We start from the raw sequence: 20724 nt of genomic DNA on the forward strand, positions 1-20724 counted from the left end.
GGGGTTCACCACGCGCTCCGCAGGCCTATCATCGGGCCATGTCCGCATACGTACTTGTGGCCGAAGACGACGAAAAGCAGGCAGAACTGATCCGTCGTTACCTGGTGCACGACGGCCATGCCGTAACCGTGGTGCACGACGGCCCGACAGCCCTCGAGGAAGCCACCCAGCGGCCACCCGACCTGCTCGTCCTCGACTGGATGCTGCCGGGTCTGGACGGGCTGGAGATATGCCGCCGGATACGCGCCACGGGCGATATGCCCATTCTGATGCTCACCGCCCGCTCCACCGAGGATGATCTGCTGCTTGGCCTGGACATCGGGGCGGACGACTACATGACCAAGCCGTTCAGGCCGCGTGAACTGGTGGCCCGCATCCGGACCCTGCTGCGGCGCACCCGGCATCCGGAGGACACGGAGGAAGTGCTCCTCAGGGCCGGCCCGCTGACCGTGGCCCCGGACCGGCACGAGGTGTCCCTCCACGGCCGCCCGGTGAACTGCACTCCCGGCGAGTTCCGCCTGCTCAGCACGTTGGCAGCCGCACCTGACCGGGTCTTCACCAGGGCTCAGCTGCTGGGCTGCATCACCGACCACGGCCGCGCCGTCACCGAACGCACCGTGGACATGCACATAGTGAACCTGCGGAGGAAGATCGAGACCTCGCCGCACAGACCGGAGTTGCTGCTGACCGTCCACGGCGTCGGTTACAAGCTGTCCCGAGGCCGCCGTGGCATCTGAAGTCCCGCTCCGCAACAGCCTGTTGCTCCGGCTGCTGATCACCTCCGTGCTGATTTCCCTGGTGTCCATCGGGGCCACGGCGTGGCTGACGGTACGCGGCACCACCGTCGCCATCGAGCAGGAGCAGGGCCAGGCCCTCGTGGACGACGCCACCATCCAGGACACGCTGGAGGGCTTCGCCGCGACGCACCGGAACTGGAACGGTGTCCAGCGCACCGTCCTTGATCTCTCCCGGTCGACAGGGCGCACCATCATCCTCACCACTCGGGCGCGCCAGGTCATCGCCACGTCGCATCGGCCGGCCGCGGAACAACTGCCCCTCAACGAAAGCGCCGTGATCGATCCGCTGCACGTCGCTCCCTCCACGGATCAGGGTGTCGGCCAGGCGGAGCAGGCCTCCCGCATCGACCCACGCGCCGTCGGCCCCTACCGCCTGCCCGCCGAGGAGCGGGCGAAGCTGCGACAGATCGCCCGCGACGAGGTCAGCTGCCTCTACAGCCGGACGGGCGTACGCGCGCACATCGTCGAGGAGGTCAGTGGCAGACCCGCACTGCGCGCGCTCAGGGCCTCGGAGGACTTCATCCCGGCCTGCGCGACCAAGCTCATGCTCGAACCCACCCCGACCGAGGCCGCGGCCCTCGCCGAACTCACCGGACTCGTCCGCGGCTGCGCCGAGCGCAAGCACGTACGCCTGCCCGAACCGCTGACCATCACGGTGGACTTCCGGGTGGTCGGCGACGACTCCGCGCAGGGTTCCGACGCTGTGGACGACTGTGTGGAGGAAGGCCGACGGGAGCAGTTGGCGGCGCACGTCGCCCCGGCGGCCCTCCTGTTCGTCACCAGCCCGCCCCGCACGGCCACCGCCGTCCTGGACCTGTCACCGGCCGGCACCCTCCGGGTCCTGGCCACCACCGGACTGGTCCTGGCCGCGGCCATCGCCGTCACCGCCGTCATCGCGATCAGGCTGGTACGTCCGCTGCGCGCGCTGACCAACGCCGCCCGCGCCCCCTCCGGCCGGCACCTCCGTATCCCCGTCACCACCAAGGACGAGACCGGCTATCTGGCCGCCGCCCTCAACGATCTGTCGGAACGCCGCGAACGCACCGACGAGCAGCGCCGGGTCATGGTCAGCGACATCGCCCACGAATTGCGCACGCCCCTGACCAATATCCGCGGCTGGCTGGACGCGGCGCAGGACGGCCTGGCCGAGCCCGACACGGCGCTCCTCACCTCACTCCAGGAAGAGGCGGACCTCCTCCAGCACATCGTGGACGACCTCCAGGTGCTCGCCGCCGCCGACGCCGGCACCCTGCGCCTGCGCCCACAGGAGCTCGACCTCCGCGAGCTGATCGAGCAGACCATGAGCGCGCACCAGGCGACCGTACACGCCGGCGGTGTCGAGACCGTCGTCCATGCCCCGGACAGCCTCTCGATCCACGCCGACCCGGTCCGCCTCCGCCAGGTCCTGGGCAACCTTCTGTCCAACGCGATACGCCACACCCCGCCGGACGGCCGCGTCACCCTCAGCGCCCGCCGCGTGGCAGGCGCCGTCGTCATCGAGGTGAAGGACACGGGCAGCGGCATCCGCCAAGAGGACCTGCCCCGGGTGTTCGACCGCTTCTGGCGGGCCGAACAGTCCCGCAGCAGGCGGACGGGAGGCAGCGGGCTGGGGCTGTCCATCGTCAGACAGCTGGTGCGGGCACACGGCGGAGATGTCTCCGTGGCGAGTCGGCCGCACGTGGAGACGGTGTTCCTGGTGCGGTTGCCGTGCTGATCCAGGTATCCAGCGTTGACCATGTTGCGCACCAGTCGCAGAAACGGCCGCGCTGGACGAGTTGCCGGAGAGGCAGCGCCTTGGTCCGTCGTCTCAGCGACAGGAGCCCGAGAGGTTCCCTGTCGCACACTGAGCACTTCAGTTGGCGAGTTGCCAGTTGATCTGGCGGGTTGAGAACGATGGGCGGCCGAGCTCAGGCGTCGGTCAGTCTTCGGGTGTCCCGGCGTTCGCCCACTGGGGTGCGTGGTCCTGGACGAACTCGGCGAATGTGCGAGGCGGGCGACCGGTCAGGTCCAGCACCGCGGTGCTGACCTGGTCGTCCCGTCCGGTTTGGATGCCGGCGTCGACGGCGGCGAGGGCGGTCGCGAAGGCGTCCGGCATGCCGGACGCACGGTAGGCGTCTGCCTGCTCGGCGACCCCGACGGGTACGACCCGGATCGGCCGGCCGGTGTGGATGGTGATGATCTGTGCCGCGTCCTGGTAATTCAGCGCCTTCGGCCCGGTGAGCAGGTAGTCACGCCGGTCGTCGGGGTGGCCGTCGGGTTCGGTCAGTAGTACGGCGGCCACCGCAGCGATGTCTCGAGCGTCGATCCAGCCCACCCGGCCGGTTCCGGCGGCAGTGCGGATCTCGCCGTGTCGCCGGATCCGCTCACCCAGCGGGTGGGGGGCCAGGAAGTTCTGCATGAACCCGGAGGGGCGCAGCACCACCCATCGGCGCCGGGCACGCACGTGCGCGGCCAGTTCCAGCGCACTGGGAGCATCGGGCAGCACGATGGCGGAGCCGAGCAGCACCACCCGGCGCACGCCGAGGCGTTCGGCCTCGGCCAAGAACGGTTCGACCAGTGGCATCGGGTCCGTGGTGTCTACTGGAGGCACCAGGAAGACCCGGTCCATCCCGTGCAGTGCGGCCGGATGGGCGGCCGGGTCGCTCCAGTCGAACCGAACCGCGTCCGGGGCGTCGGCCGGTGGGTTGCGGCTGGCCACCCGGACCGGCACACCGCTTTTGCGGAGCAGTTCGGCCAGGGCGCTTCCCGTCTTCCCGGTGCCGCCGGTGATCAGCACGCCGGTCATCGAGTGGCCTGCGAGCGCAGCGAACCGAGCAGTTCGGGCAGCGTGCCGGCCGCTGAGGCGGCGGCCAGCGGGTTCCAGTAGTCCCGGTAACGGGTGATCAGGCCCTGGTGGGTGGTGAGCACTGTGATGTAGTCCAACTCGTACGGCTCGTCGGTGGCCACCGTGCGACCGTGCGCCGTGAACTCCACCACGATGGTGTCCGGCTGGTCCGTGTGGCGCACGGTGAGGGCCGGGATCGCCTGCACGTCCATCAGGTCCGGGTAGCCGGCCAGATAGTCCCGGACGGCCTCACGTCCGGTCAGCCGTCTCGGCGACGCCCCTTCGGCGAAGGGGAACTCGGCGGTGCCGTACTCCGCCCACAGATCGGCGATGGCATCCATGTCTTTGGCCAGCAGCAGCTCCAGCAGCCGGCGAAAGATCTCTTCGGAAGTGCGTGGTGACACGGTGATTCTCCAGCGTTCAGCAGGACGTGTGACCGCACCAGAGTGGGCGCACGGGGCGGTGCCGTGGAACGCACCAGTGAGCCCCGGACCACTGGTCCGTGGCTAAGCCGAGTGCCGTTGTGCCAACCTGGCCGGGTGAGCAGAGGAGAACTGGCCGACTTCCTGCGCCGTCGGCGGGAGGCGCTGCGCCCGGCCCAGATGCCGGCCACGGCTGTCCACCCACCCGGCCTGCGTGCCCGGCGCACCCCCGGGCTGCGCCGGGAAGAGGTGGCCGCCCTGGCCGGCGTGTCCACGAGCTACTACGAGCGACTGGAGCAGGCCCGCGCGCCGCGTCCGTCGCCGCAGGTGCTGACCGCGCTGGGCACGGTACTGCGCCTCACCGCCACCGAGCGTGAGTACTTGGCACGGCTGGCCGGGCAGCTCCCGCCCGGTACGGACGCCGATCGCGTGCCGGTGCCTGCCGACGCACGCCAACTGCTGCACCGGCTCGGCTCTATACCCGCCTATCTGGTGAACGACCTGGAGAACATCGTGGCCTGGAACGCTGCGGCGGCCGCGTTGATCACCGACTTCGCGCAGCTGTCCGTCCAAGAGCGCAACACCGTGCGCCTCGCCATCCGGCTGGACGGCACCCTCTGTTCGGCCCCTGTCGGCGCAGAAGGCGACTTCGCCCGGCAGTCCGCCGCCCATCTGCGCGCGGCCGGCGCCCGCCACCCGGCGGACCGTGCGCTGGGCGAGCTGGTCAACGAATATGCCGCGCACAACCCGGACTTCGTCGCCGGCTGGCGCAGCCACGACGTGCGCCCCCGGCCGACGCTGCGCAAACGCCTGCATCATCCCGAACTCGGCGAGCTGGAACTGGACCGCCAAACCCTGCTCATGCCCGGCACCAGCCTGCGGCTGGTGCTCTACACCGCAGATCCCGGCAGCCCGAGCGCCACCGCACTGGCCCAGCTGGGCGACGACGAGCAGGGCCTGCTTGAAGCAACCTAGCTTCCACCGCGGTGAGTTCGGTTCACGCCTCAAGCGTAGATGAGCCAGGTGGACGCCTCTCGGAGAGGTCACGGTTCGAGTACTCACTCCGGTCGTCTCCATCTGAGTAGCGCAACCGATGCCGCGCCCTCAGCCTCTTCGGCATCGTGATGAACGGCTCATCCGGCACACCGCGTGGAAAGGGCCCTGACTCGACCAACACATCGGAGAACACCGTGAGTTACTCTCGCCGCAGCCGTGCCATGCTCGCTCTGGCCGTGAACAGCTGGCTGTCCCGCTGCTACCTGGCCGCAGTGGTACTCACGGCCGGATTCGCGCTCTACGAAGACTTGTTCGTGAGCCGCGTCGACGCCTCCATGGCCTACGTCGTGCCCATGTTGCTGACCGCCCCGCTGAACCTGCTGTTCATGGTCGCGCTCGGCTGGATACCCACCGATGCCTCCTTCTATCTGGGAATCTCGGCCGGCGCACTCGTGAACGCCGTCGCCGTGGGCGCGGTCGTCCGCGCAGTCCGCAGGCGCGCGTCGTCATCCGTGCGTCCCGCCCCCACCACGTGACACTCACTGGTCCCCGTCGTTCCGTCGTTGAGGGCGGTCCGTCCCCTACAACTCGGGGACCACGCACGACTGTTGTGTCATTCCCGGGGTGGAAGGGAGGTGCAGCCCGGCGGGGGATCCGCATGCGTGGCCGGTCCTGAAAGATCCTTCCCGTCCGAACATGTGACCGGAAGGATCGATATCGTGCGCAGACGACCGCAGCTAGGGGTCCGGCTGAACGCAGGCCGGACCCCAAGGTTGCACCGTTCCTCGGACTGATCTGTGGGGGGACTCAGCAGTCGTAGTCGACCAGGTCGAAGGACTCGTAGTGGTCAGCCGTGTAGTAGTCCTCCTGGTTCTCCTCACCGGTGACGATGCGGCGCGCGCCGCGCGTAGAGGAGCCCGGCGTGATCACGGTGTACTCGTGATAGTAGCCAGTGGACTGGCTGGGCAGGATGCCCTCGCGGTTCTGGAAGACGGTGCCGTCCTGCTCGTACGGGAACGGGCCGCCCTGCTCGATCAGGTCGAGCGTGTCGTGTGCCTGGGAGGGCAGGTCGCTGTAACAGATACTGCCGACCGCGGCGGCCGCCGGGGTGGCAGTGACGGTGCCGCCGATGAGAAGGGCGGACAACACCGCGGCTGCGGCGCCGATACGGGTGATTCGTGGGGGGAATCTCATGCCCTCATGATGACGCGCGTAGATGGTGGCATGTCAATGACAACTCCGGAGAATTTCCCGTCACGTCCGATGAGTTTTCGGGGAATTAACCTGGCGCGCGACAGCTCCATAAGGCCTGCACGAACAGGTCCGGCCCGCCGTATCAGCATCAGCACCGCGCCGTAGTGCACGTGAATGCCTAATCCCAGGAGGACTGCTACAGCGCGGACCACTACGAGTCGTTCGACCTGGTCGACTACGGCTGCTGAGTCCGGCGACCAGGTCGACCACCGAGGAAGGGTGCGACCGGCCGGAAGCCCGGTCCGCGCTCAGCCGGACTTCCGGCTCTCGGCGGCGGCGAACAACGCGAACCCCAGCACCAGGAACGCGATGCTCGCGTAGATCCCGTAGCCGTCGAGAGAGTCGATCCGCTGCACGAGGCCGATCTTCCACTCGGTGAACTCGTGCACGAGACCCATCGCGCCCTGCGCCAGGGCGATGAATCCGAACAGCTCCAGCAATTCCTTCATGGTGAGAACACTCGCCCCGCGGACCCCCCACAGTCATCGGCCGCGGGGCGAGGCCAGTTCGACGGAAGTCCTTGATCCGTCCGCGGCCTGGCGCCGAAAGTCTGCGGCGGTGCGACTTTGGTCGTCGATCATGCGTGCGGGGAGGTGGAGCGGGCCCGCACTGCGTAGATTTGTCGACCGTGAGTGGTGACAAGGCGGAGCAAGCTGTGTCGGCGTTCCAGGGACGCCGGTGGCTGTTCCCGTCCGCCGTGGTCCATGAGCTCGACCCCGATGCCGGAGCGAACGGGCGGCGACCGCGGCGCACCGCCCGGGACTGGGTCGTCGACTTCTCCTGCTTCGTGCTGGCCGTCCTGATCGGCCTGACGGCCGCGGAGACGGTGAACGGGGACCCGAACACTTCGCGCTCACTCGCCGCCGTCGACCAGTTGCTGGGTGCCCTCGCCTGCGCCCTGGTCTGGCTGCGCCGCCGCTGGCCGCTCGGACTCGCCGTCCTGATGGTTCCCCTCGGCTTCGTCTCGAGCACCGCGGGCGGCGCAGGCATGATCATCTTCTTCACGCTCGCCGTGCACCGGCCCTTCAAGTACGTGGCCTTGCTCGGCGGCATCTCTCTGGTGGGGATCCCGCTCTACTTCTGGTGGCGCCCGGAGCCCGGCCTGCCGTTCGTGCCGGCGGTCCTGCTCGCCTCGCTGCTCACCGTCTCGACCATCGCCTGCGGCCTGCTCGTACGGTCGAAGCGGCAGCTCATGCTGAGCCTGCGCGACCGCGCCCTGCGCGCCGAGACGGAGGCGAAGCTGCGCGCCGAGCAGGCGCAGCGGCTGGCCCGCGAGGCCATCGCCCGGGAGATGCACGACGTGCTGGCGCACCGGCTGACGCTGCTGAGCGTGCACGCGGGCGCACTGGAGTTCCGGCCGGACGCACCGCAGGCGGAGGTCGCGCGGGCCGCGGGCGTCATCCGGGAGAGCGCGCACGAGGCGCTGCAGGACCTGCGGGAGATCATCGGCGTGCTGCGGGCCGGCGACCCCGACGAGGCCGGCCGTCCGCAGCCGACGCTCGGCGCGCTGGACGCGCTGGTCGCCGAGTCCCGCGAGGCCGGCATGAAGGTCACCCTCGACAACCGCGTCACCGACCCCGCCGCCGTCCCGGCCTCCGTCGGCCGCACCGCCTACCGCATCGCCCAGGAGGGCCTGACCAACGCCCGCAAGCACGCCCCCGGCACCGAGGTCACCGTGTCCGTCACAGGCGGCCCGGGGGAGGGCCTGACCGTGGGCGTACGGAACCCGGCACCCGACGGCGAGGTTCCCCCCGTGCCCGGTTCCGGACAGGGCCTGATCGGACTGACGGAACGGGCCACGCTGGCCGGGGGGCGGCTCGCGTACGGGCCGGAGGGGGACGGGGGATTCGGGGTGCGGGGCTGGCTGCCGTGGGGGTGAGCGGCTCCGGCCAACTCACCGGCCGCGACCGTGATTACGTAGGGCCCATGACTGCGATCAGAGTGCTCCTCGTCGACGACGATCCTCTCGTACGGGCCGGGCTGTCCTTCATGATGGGCGGGGCCGACGACATCGAGATCGTCGGGGAGGCGGCCGACGGCCGTGAGGTCGAGGCGCTCGTCGACCGCACCAGCCCGGACGTCGTCCTGATGGACATCCGGATGCCGTCGATGGACGGTCTGACGGCCACCGAGCTGCTGCGCGGCCGCAAGGACGCCCCGCAGGTCGTGGTCCTGACCACCTTCCACGCCGACGAGCAGGTGCTGCGGGCGCTGCGCGCCGGTGCCGCCGGATTCGTCCTGAAGGACACCCCGCCCGCCGAGATCGTCGACGCGGTGCGCCGGGTCGCGGCCGGCGACCCCGTCCTGTCGCCCTCCGTCACCCGCCGGCTGATGGAACACGCGGCCGGTGCCGCGGCCGACACCCGGCGGGCACGCGCGCGTGCCCGCATCGAGGCCCTCAACGACCGTGAACGCGAGGTCGCCGTCGCGGTCGGCCGGGGTCTGTCCAACGCCGAGATCGCCGCGACCCTCTTCATGAGCGTGGCCACCGTCAAGACCCATGTCTCCCGCATCCTGGCCAAGCTCGACCTCAACAACCGTGTGCAGATCGCCCTGTTGGCATACGACGCGGGACTTCTGGAGGAATCCGAGGAGGACGGGCACTGATCGCGGACTTCGGGCGTTCTCTGTGTGTCGAGGCTGTTGCGCGGGGGACGTTGTGCGGGGGATGTTGTGCGAGGGGGAGGGCCATGACGGACGTCATCGACATGGGGGAGTTCGGCGAGGGGTTCCGCGTGAACCCGCATCCGGCGTACGCACGCCTGCGCGCCCAAGGCCCCGTCCACCGGGTCCGGCTGCCCGAGTGGCACTCCGAGGTGTGGCTCGTAGTCGGTCATGAGGAGGCGCGTGCGGCACTCGCCGAGCCACGGCTGTCCAAGGACGGCGCGAAGATCGGCCTGAAGTCCCTCGACGAGGAGCTGATCGGGAAGAACCTGCTGGTCACCGACCCGCCCCAGCACACCCGGCTGCGCGGCCTGATCTCCCGCGCCTTCACCATGCGCCGCGTGGAGGCACTGCGCCCGAGGATCCAGCAGATCACGGACGAACTGCTCGACGCGATGCTGCCGCGGGGCCGCGCCGACCTGGTGGAGTGCCTGTCCTATCCGCTGCCGATCACCGTCATCTGCGAACTGCTCGGCGTACCCGAGATGGACCGCGCGGAGTTCCGCAAGATGTCCACGGAGGCGGTCGCACCGACCAGCCCGGGCAGCGAGCACGACGCCTACGTCCGCCTCGGCGGGTACTTCACCGACCTGATCGAGGACAAGCGCTCCGCCGGGCCGAGCGACGACCTCCTGAGCGACCTGATCCGCACCACCGCCGAGGACGGTGACCGGCTCTCCCCGGACGAACTGCGGGGCATGGCCTTCATCCTGCTCATCGCGGGCCACGAGACCACGGTCAACCTCATCACCAGCGGCGTCCACTCCCTGCTCACCCACCCCGACCAACTCGCCGCGCTGCGCGTCGACATGAGCCTCCTGGACGGCGCTGTCGAGGAGATGCTGCGCCATGAGGGCCCGGTGGAGACGGCGACGTTCCGCTATGCCGCGGAGCCGCTGGAGCTGGGCGGCGTCCGGATCGACAAGGGCGAGCCGGTGATGATCGGCCTCACCGCCGCCAACCGCGACGCGAGCCGCTACGCCGCTCCCGACACCTTCGACATCCGCCGTGACGCCCGCGGCCACGTCGCCTTCGGCCACGGCATCCACTTCTGCCTGGGCGCCCCGCTGGCCCGCCTCGAAGCACGCACGGCGATACGGTCGCTGCTCGACCGCGCGCCCGGACTCGCCCTCGACGGCCCGCCCGGCGAGTGGCTCCCGGGCATGCTGATGCGCGGGATGCGCAGCCTGCCGGTGCGCTGGTGAGCGGCAGAGCGCGGGGCGCTTCAGCCGACGGGGCCTTGGGCGCCGTAGCCGAGGGAACCTTGGCCGTCGTGGCTGACGGCGCGCTGAGAGCCGTGGCCGACGGCGCCCCGCAAGCCGTGGATGACGCTGCGCTGAAGGCCGTAGATGCTGCGGACCGCTGAGGTGACGCGGCGCGGCTGCCGTCCCGTCGAAGCCCTTCCCGTCAGCGTCCGATTACACCGTCGCGGACGCGGAGCCACCCGGGATCTCCGCGAGCCGTACCGGTCTTCGCTCGCGCCGGGACACGTCGCAGGCCTCGGCGATCCGCAGCGACTGCAGGGCCTCGCGGCCGTCGCACGGGTTGGCGCGCTCGCCCCGCACCACCTCGATGAACGCGGCCAGTTCGGCCTCGTAGGCGGGCCCGAAGCGTTCCAGGAAGCCGGTCCACGGCTTGTCGGCGGCCGGTGGCCCGGTCGGTTCGGTGGACGCGATGGGCGTGCGGTCGTCCAGGCCGACCACGACCTGGTCCAGCTCCCCGGCGAGCTCCATGCGGACGTCGTACCCCGCCCCGTTCAGCCGCGTCGCCGTGGCCGTGGCGAGCGTGCCGTCGTCGAGGGTGAGGACGGCCGCGGCCGTGTCGATGTCACCGGCCTGCCGGAACATCGCGGGACCGGCGTCGGACCCGGCCGCGTAGACGTCGACGACCTCATGCCCGGTCACCCAGCGCAGCATGTCGAAGTCGTGGATCAGGGTGTCCCGGTACAGCCCGCCGGACACCGGCAGATAGGCGGCCGGCGGCGGCGCCTGGTCCGACGTCAGTGCCCGCACGGTGTGCAGCCGCCCCAGCCGTCCGGAACGCACCGCCTCCCGCGCCCCCGCGTAGCCGGCGTCGAAGCGGCGCTGGAACCCCATCTGGAGAACTGTCCCCGCGGTCTCGACCTCGGTGATCGCCTGCAGGGTGCCCGGCAGGTCGAGGGCGATCGGCTTCTCGCAGAACACCGGCAGGCCCGAGCGTGCCGCCCGGCCGATCAGTTCGGCGTGGGCCGATGTCGCCGTCGTGATCACCACGGCGTCCACGCCCCACCGGAAGATCTCGTCCACCCCGGGTGCGGCCGTCTCCCCCAGCCGCTGCGCCAGCTCCTGTGCCCTGTCCCGGTTCGCGTCCGTGAGGATGAGGGACCCGACTTCCCGATGGCGACTGAGCGTGTTCGCGTGGATCGTGCCGATCCGCCCCGTACCGATGACCCCGATGCGCATGAGAACAAACCTGCGGCCCAGGCCCGTACCCTGTCAATGCGTATGTCCGGACAATCGAACTACACAACTTCCCGTCAACCGCCCACGGAGCTACGCTCGGCCCGTGCCGAAACCAGAAATGGACCCGACCGTGCAGCTCGACCTCAGTGTGGACCGAAGCAGTCCGGTGCCGTTGTACTTCCAGCTGTCCCAGCAGCTCGAAGCGGCGATCGAGCACGGCACGCTCACCCCCGGCAGCCTGCTGGGCAATGAGATCGAACTCGCCGCACGTCTCGGACTCTCCCGGCCCACCGTCCGCCAGGCCATCCAGTCCCTGGTCGACAAGGGCCTGCTGGTCCGCCGCCGGGGCGTCGGCACCCAGGTCGTGCACAGCCAGGTCAAACGCCCGCTGGAACTCAGCAGCCTCTACGACGACCTGGAGGCGGCCGGCCAGCGCCCCGCGACCCGGGTCCTCGTCAACACGGTCGTCCCCGCGTCCGCCGAGGTCGCGGCGGCCCTCGCCGTCGGCGAGGACAGCGAGGTCCACCGCGTCGAACGGCTGCGGCTGGCGCACGGCGAGCCGATGGCGTACCTCTGCAACTTCCTGCCGCCCGGGCTGCTCGACCTGGACACCGCGCAACTGGAGGCCACCGGCCTGTACCGGCTGATGCGGGCCGCCGGCATCACCCTGCACAGCGCCCGTCAGTCGATCGGCGCCCGCGCCGCCGGCGCCGCCGAGGCCGAACGGCTCGGCGAGCCCGAAGGCGCCCCGCTGCTCACCATGCAGCGCACCACCTTCGACGACACCGGCCGCGCCGTCGAGTTCGGCACCCACACCTACCGGCCGACGCGCTACTCCTTCGAGTTCCAGCTCCTCGTACGACCGTAGAGGCTCTATTCGTCTCAATGTCAGGACAAAGAGGGCCGTGCGACCAGCCCTCAGGCACCCGCACCCGGCATCGCACCGACAGCCCCCTTTGCGGCCCCGTACAGCACCTGTGGTCACCGTGAGGCAGAATCGGCGGTGATGAGCAACTACCGCGACCTACCGTTCCCGAGAGCACTGAGCAACGTCGGTGTGCCAGGCGCCCCCATCGGTTCCCGCCGCGCACCCACGCTCCGCACAGTCGGTACCAGGGAACGCCGCTCCCACCTCACCGCCCCCCGCGTGCCAACCGTCGGCATCGACATCGGCGGCACCAAGGTGATGGCGGGCGTCGTGGACGCCGACGGCAACATCCTGGAGAAGCTCCGCACGGAGACCCCGGACAAGTCCAAGAGCCCGAAGGTCGTCGAGGACACCATCGTCGAGCTGGTCCTGGACCTGTCCGACCGGCACGACGTGCACGCCGTCGGCATCGGCGCGGCCGGCTGGGTCGACGCCGACCGCAACCGCGTACTGTTCGCGCCCCATCTGTCCTGGCGCAACGAACCGCTGCGCGACCGCATCGCCGGCCGCCTCGCGGTCCCGGTCCTGGTGGACAACGACGCCAACACCGCCGCCTGGGCGGAGTGGCGCTTCGGCGCCGGCCGCGGCGAGGACCACCTCGTCATGATCACGCTCGGCACCGGCATCGGCGGCGCGATCCTGGAGGACGGGCAGGTCAAGCGCGGGAAGTACGGCGTCGCCGGCGAGTTCGGCCATATGCAGGTCGTCCCCGGCGGCCACCGCTGCCCCTGCGGCAACCGCGGCTGCTGGGAGCAGTACAGCTCCGGAAACGCGCTGGTCAGAGAGGCACGTGAGCTCGCGGCGGCCGACTCGCCGGTGGCGTACGGGATCATCGAGCACGTCAAGGGGAACATCGCCGACATCAGCGGCCCGATGATCACCGAGCTGGCCCGTGAGGGCGACGCCATGTGCATCGAGCTGCTCCAGGACATCGGCCAGTGGCTCGGCGTCGGCATCGCCAACCTCGCGGCGGCGCTCGACCCCTCCTGCTTCGTGATCGGCGGCGGTGTTTCCGCGGCCGACGACCTGCTGATCGGCCCCGCGCGGGACGCCTTCAAGCGGCAGCTCACCGGCCGCGGCTACCGTCCGGAGGCCCGCATCGCCCGCGCCCAGCTGGGCCCCGAGGCCGGCATGGTCGGCGCCGCCGACCTCGCCCGCCTGGTCGCCCGCCGCTTCCGCCGCGCCAAACGCCGCAGGGTCGAGCGGTACGAACGCTACGAGCGGTACGCAGAGGCCCGCCGCGAGGCCCGGGAGGCGCTGTGACGGCCCAACTGCCCCATCAGGCCCCGCCCGCGGACGAGCAGCCCGGTCCGTCCGAGGACCGCGGCCGGGTGATCCGCCGCCGGGCGCTCACCCTGCTCATCATCGTGCTGCTCATCGGCGTACCGGCCGGCTATCTGGTCATCTCCGCCGCGCAGAGCCGGGACAGCGGCCGCGACAAGGAGGAGAAGTACTCGGCGCGGGGCCTCACCCGCGCCTGGCCGTCGAAGGTCCAGCGCCGCCTCTACCAGGTGCCGATGCCCCACCCGTCGGGCAAGGTCGCCTACTACGAGACGAACAACTGGAAGACCAGCCGGCTCTACGTCCAGTTCCAGACCCCCAACGCGAACCTGGACGTCTTCCTCAAGGACCTGGGGGCCAGCCGGGCCGAGCTGAAGCGGAACGAGATCACCATCGGGAAGCGCGACCAGAAGGTCACCGGCTGGAACTTCTCGAGCCCCGGCCCCTGGTACGGCCTGGTTCACGAGCAGCGGGACCCGCGGCCCACGCAGCAGGTCATGGTGAGCCTGGGCGATCCGAACAACCCGTTCATCTACGTCGTCTCGCGCGTCATCCCCTGAGGCTCCGCGCCCGCCCGGGCCGGTGACCGGGGCCGATTGTCAGACCCCGCCCGTAGAGTCGAAGACATCTGATCCGACACACGGGCGGGAGGTGACAGGACGTATGACCGAGGCGACCGCGGTGGCCGACCGGGCGGAGGAGTCCGTACCCCTCCGTCTCGCGGCCGTCTTCCTGCCCGCGCCCGTCCCGCGTGAGGGCCGGATCGCGTTCTGGGATCCCGAGGGCGACATCGGCGGTGACGTCTCGAACGGCATCGGGCATACGGAGCTGACAGTCGTACGACGTCATGGCACCGGAGTGCGGCGCAGGCCCGCCCGCGCGCTGTCGCTGCCGGTCGGCGAGGCACTGCCGCTGCTGGTGCGGGCACGGCGCGACCCCGCCGCACACCCGGCCACCGCGTGCTGGGGGGCCGCCGCTCTGCACGCGCTGCGGCTCGCGGCCCGTGGACGCCTGCTACCCGGACTGACCCCGTCCGGGCACGACGCCTGGCGGGCCGGACCCCTCGAACCGGACGACATCGCGCACCTGCGCGCGGTCGCGGCGGCACTTCCGCCCGAGGGACATGCCGTGCCCCTGCCCGGTCCCGGACCGCTTCGGCTGCCCGAACCGGAAGCGCTGATGCGTGCCTTCCTCGACGCGGTCGCGGACACCCTGCCCCGCACCCCCGCCGCGCCGTACGTCTCCGGCAGACCCTTCGCGGATACCCGTCCGCAGCATCTGCCGGATGCCCACGACTGGGCCGCGGAGGTCGCCGCCGGCATGGACGCGGGCGTGCGGATCTCGCTCCGGCTGGATCTGTCGGCGTGCGACCTGTTCGACGGGGGCGAGTGGATCCGCAGCGCCGGTGCGGCGATCGTCCAGGTGCACAGCCTCGCCGACCCCACGCTCGTCGTCGACGCGGCGGCCCTGTGGGCGGGTGAGGCGGACGCGGCGTTCGGTCCACGCGCGCACGTGGACGCCGCCCTCGCCGTGCGCCGCGCGGCCCGCGTCTGGCCGCCACTGGACCGGCTCGCCGAACAGGACGTGCCCGACGTACTGGCCCTGACCGAGGGAGAACTGGGCGAGCTGCTCGGTGCCGCGGCCACCCGGCTCGCCGCGGCCGGGGTCGCCGTGCACTGGCCCCGCGACCTGGCGCAGGACCTCACCGCGGCAGCGGTCGTACGGCTCGCGCCGGGCTCGGCGACCGACGGCACCGGCTTCTTCGAGAGCGAGGAACTCCTCCAGTTCCGCTGGCAGTTGGCGCTCGGCGGCGACCCGCTCACCGAGGCCGAGATGGACGCGCTCGCCGAGGCGCACCGACCCGTCGTACGCCTCAGGGACCAGTGGGTCCTCGTCGATCCGGCGCTCGTCCGCAAGGCCCGCAAGCGTGAACTGGGGCTGCTCGACCCGGTGGACGCGCTGTCCGTCGCGCTGACCGGCAGCGCGGAGGTCGACGGCGAGACCGTCGACGCGGTGCCGACCGGCGCGCTGGCCGCCCTGCGCGACCGGCTGACGGCGGGGGTGCGGCCCGTCGAGCCGCCGCCGGGGCTGCGCGCCCGGCTGCGGGACTACCAACTCCGGGGCCTGGCCTGGCTCGACCTCATGACCTCGCTCGGCCTCGGCGGCTGTCTCGCCGACGACATGGGCCTCGGCAAGACGATCACGCTGATCGCGCTGCATCTGAAGCGCGCCCGTAGCGAGCCGACCCTGGTGATCTGCCCGGCCTCCCTGCTCGGCAACTGGCAGCGGGAGATCACCCGTTTCGCGCCCGGCGTCCCCGTCCGCCGCTTCCACGGCCCCGACCGCACCCTGGACGGCCTGGACGGCGGCTTCGTCCTCACGACGTACGGCACGATGCGCTCGGCGGCGCCGACACTGGCCCAGCAGGCATGGGGCATGGTCGTCGCGGACGAGGCCCAGCACGTCAAGAACCCGTACTCGGCGACCGCGAAGGCGCTGCGCACGATCCCGACACCCGCGCGGGTGGCCCTGACCGGCACGCCGGTGGAGAACAACCTCTCCGAGCTGTGGGCGCTGCTCGACTGGACGACACCCGGACTGCTCGGCCCGCTGAAGTCCTTCCGGTCCCGGCACGCGCGCGCCGTGGAGAACGGCGAGGACGAGGAGGCGGTGGAGCGGCTGGCCCGCCTGGTCCGCCCCTTCCTGCTGCGCCGCAAGAAGTCCGACCCCGGCATCGTTCCCGAGTTGCCGCCCAAGACGGAGACGGACCACCCCGTTCCGCTCACCCGGGAGCAGGCCTCGCTCTACGAGGCGGTGGTGCGCGAGTCGATGCTGGCCATCGAGACCGCGCAGGGGATCGCCCGCCGTGGCCTGGTACTGAAGCTGCTGACCTCGCTGAAGCAGATCTGCAACCACCCCGCGCTGTACCTCAAGGAGGAGGTCCGGGGCGACGGGCTCGCCGCCCGCTCCGGCAAACTGGCCCTGCTGGACGAGCTGTTGGACACCCTGCTCGCCGAGGACGGCTCGGCGCTGGTCTTCACGCAGTACGTCGGGATGGCCCGCCTCATCACCTCCCACCTGGCCACCCGGGCGGTCCCCATGGACCTGCTGCACGGTGGCACTCCCGTACCCGAGCGAGAGCGGATGGTGGACCGCTTCCAGAGCGGCGCGACCCCGGTCCTGGTGCTGTCGTTGAAGGCGGCCGGCACCGGACTGAACCTCACCCGCGCGGGCCATGTCGTCCACTTCGACCGCTGGTGGAACCCGGCCGTCGAGGAACAGGCCACCGACCGCGCCTATCGCATCGGCCAGACCCAGCCCGTCCAGGTCCACCGCCTCATCACCGAGGGCACCGTCGAGGACCGCATCGCCGAGATGCTCGAATCCAAGCGCGCCCTCGCCGACGCGATCCTCGGCTCCGGCGAATCCGCCCTCACGGAACTGACGGACCGCGACCTGTCCGACCTCGTCTCGCTACGGAGGGAGCCATGACCTCCCGCCCCGCCGACGAGGCACGCCGAGCCCTCAGGGCGGCCCGGAAGCGTGTGAGCCAGCCTGAGGCTGGTTCCGGTGGACAGCGGCCGGGGGCGGACGCGGAGCGCGGCGCGGACGTAACGGCTCCCGAGGAGACGGTGACCACCGGCCGGCCCGCGACTGGCGCGACGCGAGCGGGGGATGACGAGGCTGTGGGCGCGGCGGCGCGAGCTGGGGACGACGAGGCTGCGGGCGACGACGTACGGCGGACCACCGGGGACCCGTCACGAGGTGCACCCCGGCCGAGTGACGCGGCTCGGGCGGCGCTGCGCGACGCCGTCACTGGCAGGCGTGCCGCGACCGCGGACAAGGCTGTGGGTGCCTCGGCCGCCGACGCGCCGGCCGGTGCCGCCGTCGGGGAGACCTCCGCCGAGGACGGGAGCGGGGTTGGCGACGAGGGGTCCGAGGGCGTTGCCCGCGACCGGGCCGTGACCGGGCAGGGAGGGGGCCGCGGTGCGGCGACGCACGCCCCTAAGGCTCCGGAGGGCTCAGCCGAGGCTCGGGCGGCGCGTCCCGCGGATGTCGCACGCCAGGCGTTGCGTGCCGCTCGTGGTGAGGGGCGGGAAGAGGGGTCGGACCGTGCGGACGGGGGAGTCGAGCCGTCGCCCAGGCCGAGTTCCCGGGTTCGGACCGCGCCTGCGGACGAGCGTGGCGGGCACGCCCCCGCCGCCCAGGGCAGAGCTCGTGCCCTGTCGGACCTCGTCGCGGACGCCTTCCGGATGCCAGCCTCGGACGACCTGCCTGAGGGGGAGCCTGCCGAGACCCCCATCTCCACCCGCCACCCAGGCTCGCCGAACGCCCTCGCCCGCCCCGACACTCGGGTACCCACCCACTCCCGACCTCGCGCGAGCGCGGGAACCTCGCGCGCCGGGACCGCCCTCACCGAACTGCGCCGCACCTTCCCCGCGTTCGCCCCGCGCCCCGCGGACGGTGGTGGATTCGCGGCGACCTGGTGGGGAAACGCATGGGTCGCGGCGCTGGAAGAAGGGGCGCTGGATGCCAAGCGGTTGGCTCGGGGACGTGGATATGCGCAGCAGGGGAATGTGGAGGCCATCACCGTCACGCCCGGTCTCGTCCTCGCGTATGTGCAGGGCAGCCGGCCCCGGCCCTACCGCGTGCAGCTGCGGTTGCGCACGTTGGAGGACGCCGACTGGGAGCGGTTCCTGGACACCGCCGCCGAGCGGCCCGGGCATATCGCCGCGCTGCTGGACAAGGAGCTGCCGCAGTCCCTGGCGGATTGCGGAGTCCCGTTGCTCCCCGGCCCCGGTGACCTTGCCCCGCAGTGCAGTTGCCCCGACCGCGGCCACCCCTGCAAGCACGCCGCCGCGCTCTGCTACCAGACGGCACGGCTGCTCGACGCCGACCCGTTCGTCCTGCTTCTGCTGCGCGGTCGCGGAGAGCGGGAACTGCTCGATGCCCTCTCCCGTCGCAACGCCGCGCGCGCGGCCCGCGCCGCACAGGAGCGGGAACCGGCGCCGCTCCCGGGGGTACGGGCCACCGACGCGCTCGCGCAGCGTCAACTCCCGCCCCTCCCCGCTCCGTCGCCCGCACCCCCGCACCCCGGGCAACCCCCGGTCTACCCGGCCGCGCCGGGCGGCCCGGACCCCTTCGCGCTGGACCAGTTGGCGACCGACGCGGCCCTCCGCGCCCACACGCTGCTCGCCACCGGCCGTGACCCGGTCGCCGAACTGACGCTGTGGCAGGATGCGGTGCGGCTCGCCGCGGCCCGCCCGGGTTCCGGACTCACCGCCGGTAGCCGCGCCCTGTACTCCTCGCTCGCCTCCGCCGCCGGCCGCACCCCTGCCGAGCTGGCACGTGCGGTCGCGGCCTGGCGCCAGGGCGGCCTGGAGGGTCTCGCCGTCCTCGAAGATCCCTGGGACCCACCCGCCGGCCGCTTCGACCGGGCGCGCCCCCTCCTCCTCGCCGCCGACCTCCCCGCCTTCCGCCCGTGGCGCAACCGCCTCACCCACCCCCGCGGCCACGTCCAGCTCCGGCTGGGCCGAGACGGCATCTGGTACCCGTACGAATCGGAACCCGGCCACGACGACTGGTGGCCCCGCGGCACCCCCGACCTGGACCCGGTCGGCGCACTGACCGGCCTGGGCACGTCACCGGAAGACTGAGGCCGGATCCGGTCTCCGCCCGGAGCCGACAGCCATCCGGTGAAGGCTGTGTGAGAGTTCCCCGCTGATCTGCGGGAGCCAGGTGTGAGGACTTGGGGTCCAGGGGCCCGGTGCTCAGAAACGGCGGTTAGCGTGGAGCGGTGAGTGAGACGAAGACCCCCGCCCTCCAGTACCGGTTCGACGGCCCGGAAGACGCCCCGGTCCTCATCCTCGGCCCCTCGCTCGGCACGACCTGGCACATGTGGGACAGGCAGGTCCCCGAGCTGACGAAGCAGTGGCGCGTGTTCCGGTTCGATCTGCCGGGACACGGCGGCGCGCCGGCGTACCCGGCGGGCTCGGTCGCCGAGGTGGCCGCCCGGCTGCTCGCCACGCTCGACGGGCTCGGCGTCCAGCGCTTCGGCTACGCGGGCTGCGCGCTCGGCGGCGCCGTCGGTGTGGAGCTGGCCCTGCGGCACCCGGAGCGCCTCGCCTCGCTCGCGCTGATCGCCGCCTCGCCCCGCTTCGGCACGGCCGACGAGTTCCGGCAGCGCGGGGTGATCGTGCGCACGAACGGGCTCGACCCCATCGCCCGTAGCTCCCCGGACCGCTGGTTCACCGGAGGGTTCGCCGCCGCGCAGCCCGCGATCACCGAGTGGGCGGTGCAGATGGTGCGCACCACCGACCCCGGCTGCTACATAGCCGCCTGCGAGGCGCTCGCCTCCTTCGACGTCCGGCCGGAACTCGGCCGGGTCGGCGTCCCCACCCTCGTGCTCGTCGGCTCGGACGACCAGGTCACCGGCCCCGCCGAGGCCCGCACCCTGGTCGCCGGAATACCGGACGCGCGGCTCGCGGTGGTCCCCGGCGCCTCCCACCTGGTGCCCGTCGAACAGCCCGCCGCCGTCACCGACCTGCTCGTCCGGCACTTCTCCACCGCCTGGCAGCCCGCCTACGACTCCTCCACCGGCCAGGTCGCCATCCCGGCGGCCCCGGTCAAGCCGGTCCTGGCCGCACCGCCCCAGCCCTCGCCCATCGCCGAGATCGCCGCGGCCGTCGTACCGCCGCAGTCCGCGGGGCGGCCGGATCCGTACGAGGCCGGGCTCAAGGTGCGCCGCGAGGTGCTCGGCGACGCCCATGTCGACCGGGCGCTGGCGCAGGCCGACGAATTCTCCGGGGACTTCCAGGAGTTCATCACCCGGTATGCGTGGGGCGAGATCTGGGACCGGCCAGGACTCGACAGACGAGCCCGCAGCTGTGTCACCCTCACCGCCCTCGTCGCGGGCGGCCACCTGGACGAACTCGCCTTCCACACCCGGGCCGCCCTGCGCAACGGCCTCACCCCCGCCGAGATCAAGGAAGTGCTGCTGCAGGCGGCCGTCTACTGCGGCGTACCGGCGGCGAACAGCGCGTTCAAGGTGGCCCAGGGGGTCATCCGCGAGGAGACCACGCCCACGGAGTGAGCTCGCGGCGCCCCGGAGGCAGGA

18 protein-coding genes are annotated in these 20724 nt (G+C 71.7%); 13 read left to right on the top strand and 5 right to left on the bottom strand.

Features of this window, described 5'->3' with window-relative positions; translation table 11 throughout:
- The first annotated feature begins 38 nt into the window (after positions 1 to 38).
- Together ACTWQO_RS14480 and ACTWQO_RS14485 are read left to right on the top strand one after the other, a co-directional pair.
- Positions 39 to 737, top strand: a complete 699-nt coding sequence (locus ACTWQO_RS14480) for a response regulator transcription factor (protein ID WP_443237695.1) — start codon at positions 39 to 41, stop codon at positions 735 to 737.
- Entirely contained in the window at positions 727 to 2511 is a 1785-nt protein-coding gene (locus tag ACTWQO_RS14485) for a sensor histidine kinase (RefSeq protein WP_443237696.1), read from the top strand. Before ACTWQO_RS14480 ends, ACTWQO_RS14485 begins: the two co-directional genes overlap by 11 nt.
- 204 nt (positions 2512 to 2715) lie before the next feature.
- On the opposite strand, the gene ACTWQO_RS14490 is transcribed toward ACTWQO_RS14485, so the two are convergent.
- A complete protein-coding gene (locus ACTWQO_RS14490; RefSeq protein WP_443237697.1) occupies positions 2716 to 3582 on the bottom strand; it encodes an NAD(P)H-binding protein in 867 nt (288 codons plus the stop codon).
- A complete protein-coding gene (locus ACTWQO_RS14495) occupies positions 3579 to 4025 on the bottom strand; it encodes a nuclear transport factor 2 family protein (RefSeq protein WP_443237698.1) in 447 nt (148 codons plus the stop codon). Before ACTWQO_RS14495 ends, ACTWQO_RS14490 begins: the two co-directional genes overlap by 4 nt.
- A 135-nt stretch (positions 4026 to 4160) precedes the next feature.
- Here ACTWQO_RS14495 and ACTWQO_RS14500 point away from each other — a divergent pair, with 135 nt between their 5' ends.
- Together ACTWQO_RS14500 and ACTWQO_RS14505 are read left to right on the top strand one after the other, a co-directional pair.
- Positions 4161 to 5018: a helix-turn-helix transcriptional regulator gene (locus tag ACTWQO_RS14500; RefSeq protein ID WP_443237699.1), complete on the top strand. Its 858-nt coding sequence runs from the start codon at positions 4161 to 4163 to the stop codon at positions 5016 to 5018.
- Between the two features lie 215 nt (positions 5019 to 5233).
- Entirely contained in the window at positions 5234 to 5575 is a 342-nt protein-coding gene (locus ACTWQO_RS14505) for an SCO4225 family membrane protein (protein ID WP_443237700.1), read from the top strand.
- Between the two features lie 271 nt (positions 5576 to 5846).
- On the opposite strand, the gene ACTWQO_RS14510 is transcribed toward ACTWQO_RS14505, so the two are convergent.
- Complete coding sequence (locus ACTWQO_RS14510) at positions 5847 to 6233, bottom strand: ribonuclease domain-containing protein (RefSeq protein ID WP_443237701.1); 387 nt, start codon at positions 6231 to 6233, stop codon at positions 5847 to 5849.
- 308 nt (positions 6234 to 6541) lie between these two features.
- Positions 6542 to 6742 carry a hypothetical protein gene (locus ACTWQO_RS14515; protein WP_443237702.1) on the bottom strand — a complete coding sequence of 67 codons (201 nt, stop codon included), beginning with the start codon at positions 6740 to 6742 and terminating at the stop codon, positions 6542 to 6544.
- Between the two features lie 179 nt (positions 6743 to 6921).
- Here ACTWQO_RS14515 and ACTWQO_RS14520 point away from each other — a divergent pair, with 179 nt between their 5' ends.
- From ACTWQO_RS14520 to ACTWQO_RS14530, 3 genes are all read left to right on the top strand, one after another.
- Positions 6922 to 8172, top strand: a complete 1251-nt coding sequence (locus ACTWQO_RS14520) for a sensor histidine kinase (RefSeq protein WP_443237703.1) — start codon at positions 6922 to 6924, stop codon at positions 8170 to 8172.
- A 47-nt stretch (positions 8173 to 8219) separates the two neighbouring features.
- Positions 8220 to 8900 carry a response regulator transcription factor gene (locus tag ACTWQO_RS14525; RefSeq protein WP_443237704.1) on the top strand — a complete coding sequence of 227 codons (681 nt, stop codon included), beginning with the start codon at positions 8220 to 8222 and terminating at the stop codon, positions 8898 to 8900.
- A gap of 83 nt (positions 8901 to 8983) precedes the next feature.
- Complete coding sequence (locus ACTWQO_RS14530; protein WP_443237705.1) at positions 8984 to 10162, top strand: cytochrome P450 family protein; 1179 nt, start codon at positions 8984 to 8986, stop codon at positions 10160 to 10162.
- Between the two features lie 213 nt (positions 10163 to 10375).
- Here ACTWQO_RS14530 and ACTWQO_RS14535 read toward each other — a convergent pair whose 3' ends face one another.
- Positions 10376 to 11398, bottom strand: coding sequence for a Gfo/Idh/MocA family protein (locus tag ACTWQO_RS14535; RefSeq protein WP_443237706.1), 1023 nt, complete (start codon positions 11396 to 11398; stop codon positions 10376 to 10378).
- Positions 11399 to 11528: 130 nt separating this feature from the next.
- On the opposite strand from ACTWQO_RS14535, the gene ACTWQO_RS14540 reads away from it, so the two are divergent.
- From ACTWQO_RS14540 to pcaDC, 6 genes are all read left to right on the top strand, one after another.
- Positions 11529 to 12266, top strand: coding sequence for a GntR family transcriptional regulator (locus ACTWQO_RS14540; RefSeq protein WP_210572238.1), 738 nt, complete (start codon positions 11529 to 11531; stop codon positions 12264 to 12266).
- Between the two features lie 138 nt (positions 12267 to 12404).
- Positions 12405 to 13589, top strand: coding sequence for an ROK family glucokinase (locus ACTWQO_RS14545; protein WP_443237707.1), 1185 nt, complete (start codon positions 12405 to 12407; stop codon positions 13587 to 13589).
- Positions 13586 to 14167: a sugar kinase gene (locus tag ACTWQO_RS14550; protein ID WP_443237708.1), complete on the top strand. Its 582-nt coding sequence runs from the start codon at positions 13586 to 13588 to the stop codon at positions 14165 to 14167. The genes ACTWQO_RS14545 and ACTWQO_RS14550 overlap by 4 nt, the downstream gene beginning before the upstream one ends.
- Positions 14168 to 14270: 103 nt before the next feature.
- Entirely contained in the window at positions 14271 to 17099 is a 2829-nt protein-coding gene (locus tag ACTWQO_RS14555; RefSeq protein WP_443237709.1) for a DEAD/DEAH box helicase, read from the top strand.
- Positions 17096 to 19264, top strand: coding sequence for an SWIM zinc finger family protein (locus ACTWQO_RS14560; protein WP_443237710.1), 2169 nt, complete (start codon positions 17096 to 17098; stop codon positions 19262 to 19264). Before ACTWQO_RS14555 ends, ACTWQO_RS14560 begins: the two co-directional genes overlap by 4 nt.
- 140 nt (positions 19265 to 19404) lie before the next feature.
- Positions 19405 to 20700 carry a bifunctional 3-oxoadipate enol-lactonase/4-carboxymuconolactone decarboxylase PcaDC gene (gene pcaDC / locus ACTWQO_RS14565; RefSeq protein WP_443237711.1) on the top strand — a complete coding sequence of 432 codons (1296 nt, stop codon included), beginning with the start codon at positions 19405 to 19407 and terminating at the stop codon, positions 20698 to 20700.
- Positions 20701 to 20724 lie beyond the last annotated feature (24 nt).

This window comes from Streptomyces sp. 4N124, assembly GCF_052245395.1.
GTDB lineage: Bacteria > Actinomycetota > Actinomycetes > Streptomycetales > Streptomycetaceae > Streptomyces.

Bases quoted from the DNA above. Each gene is read 5' to 3' on its own strand.
- ACTWQO_RS14530 (WP_443237705.1), top strand. From the start codon at position 8,984: ATGACGGACGTCATCGACATGGGGGAGTTCGGCGAGGGGTTCCGCGTG.
- ACTWQO_RS14560 (WP_443237710.1), top strand. From the start codon at position 17,096: ATGACCTCCCGCCCCGCCGACGAGGCACGCCGAGCCCTCAGGGCGGCC.
- ACTWQO_RS14555 (WP_443237709.1), top strand. From the start codon at position 14,271: ATGACCGAGGCGACCGCGGTGGCCGACCGGGCGGAGGAGTCCGTACCC.
- ACTWQO_RS14515 (WP_443237702.1), bottom strand. From the start codon at position 6,742: ATGAAGGAATTGCTGGAGCTGTTCGGATTCATCGCCCTGGCGCAGGGC.
- ACTWQO_RS14525 (WP_443237704.1), top strand. From the start codon at position 8,220: ATGACTGCGATCAGAGTGCTCCTCGTCGACGACGATCCTCTCGTACGG.
- ACTWQO_RS14545 (WP_443237707.1), top strand. From the start codon at position 12,405: ATGAGCAACTACCGCGACCTACCGTTCCCGAGAGCACTGAGCAACGTC.
- ACTWQO_RS14480 (WP_443237695.1), top strand. From the start codon at position 39: ATGTCCGCATACGTACTTGTGGCCGAAGACGACGAAAAGCAGGCAGAA.
- ACTWQO_RS14535 (WP_443237706.1), bottom strand. From the start codon at position 11,398: ATGCGCATCGGGGTCATCGGTACGGGGCGGATCGGCACGATCCACGCG.
- ACTWQO_RS14510 (WP_443237701.1), bottom strand. From the start codon at position 6,233: ATGAGATTCCCCCCACGAATCACCCGTATCGGCGCCGCAGCCGCGGTG.
- ACTWQO_RS14490 (WP_443237697.1), bottom strand. From the start codon at position 3,582: ATGACCGGCGTGCTGATCACCGGCGGCACCGGGAAGACGGGAAGCGCC.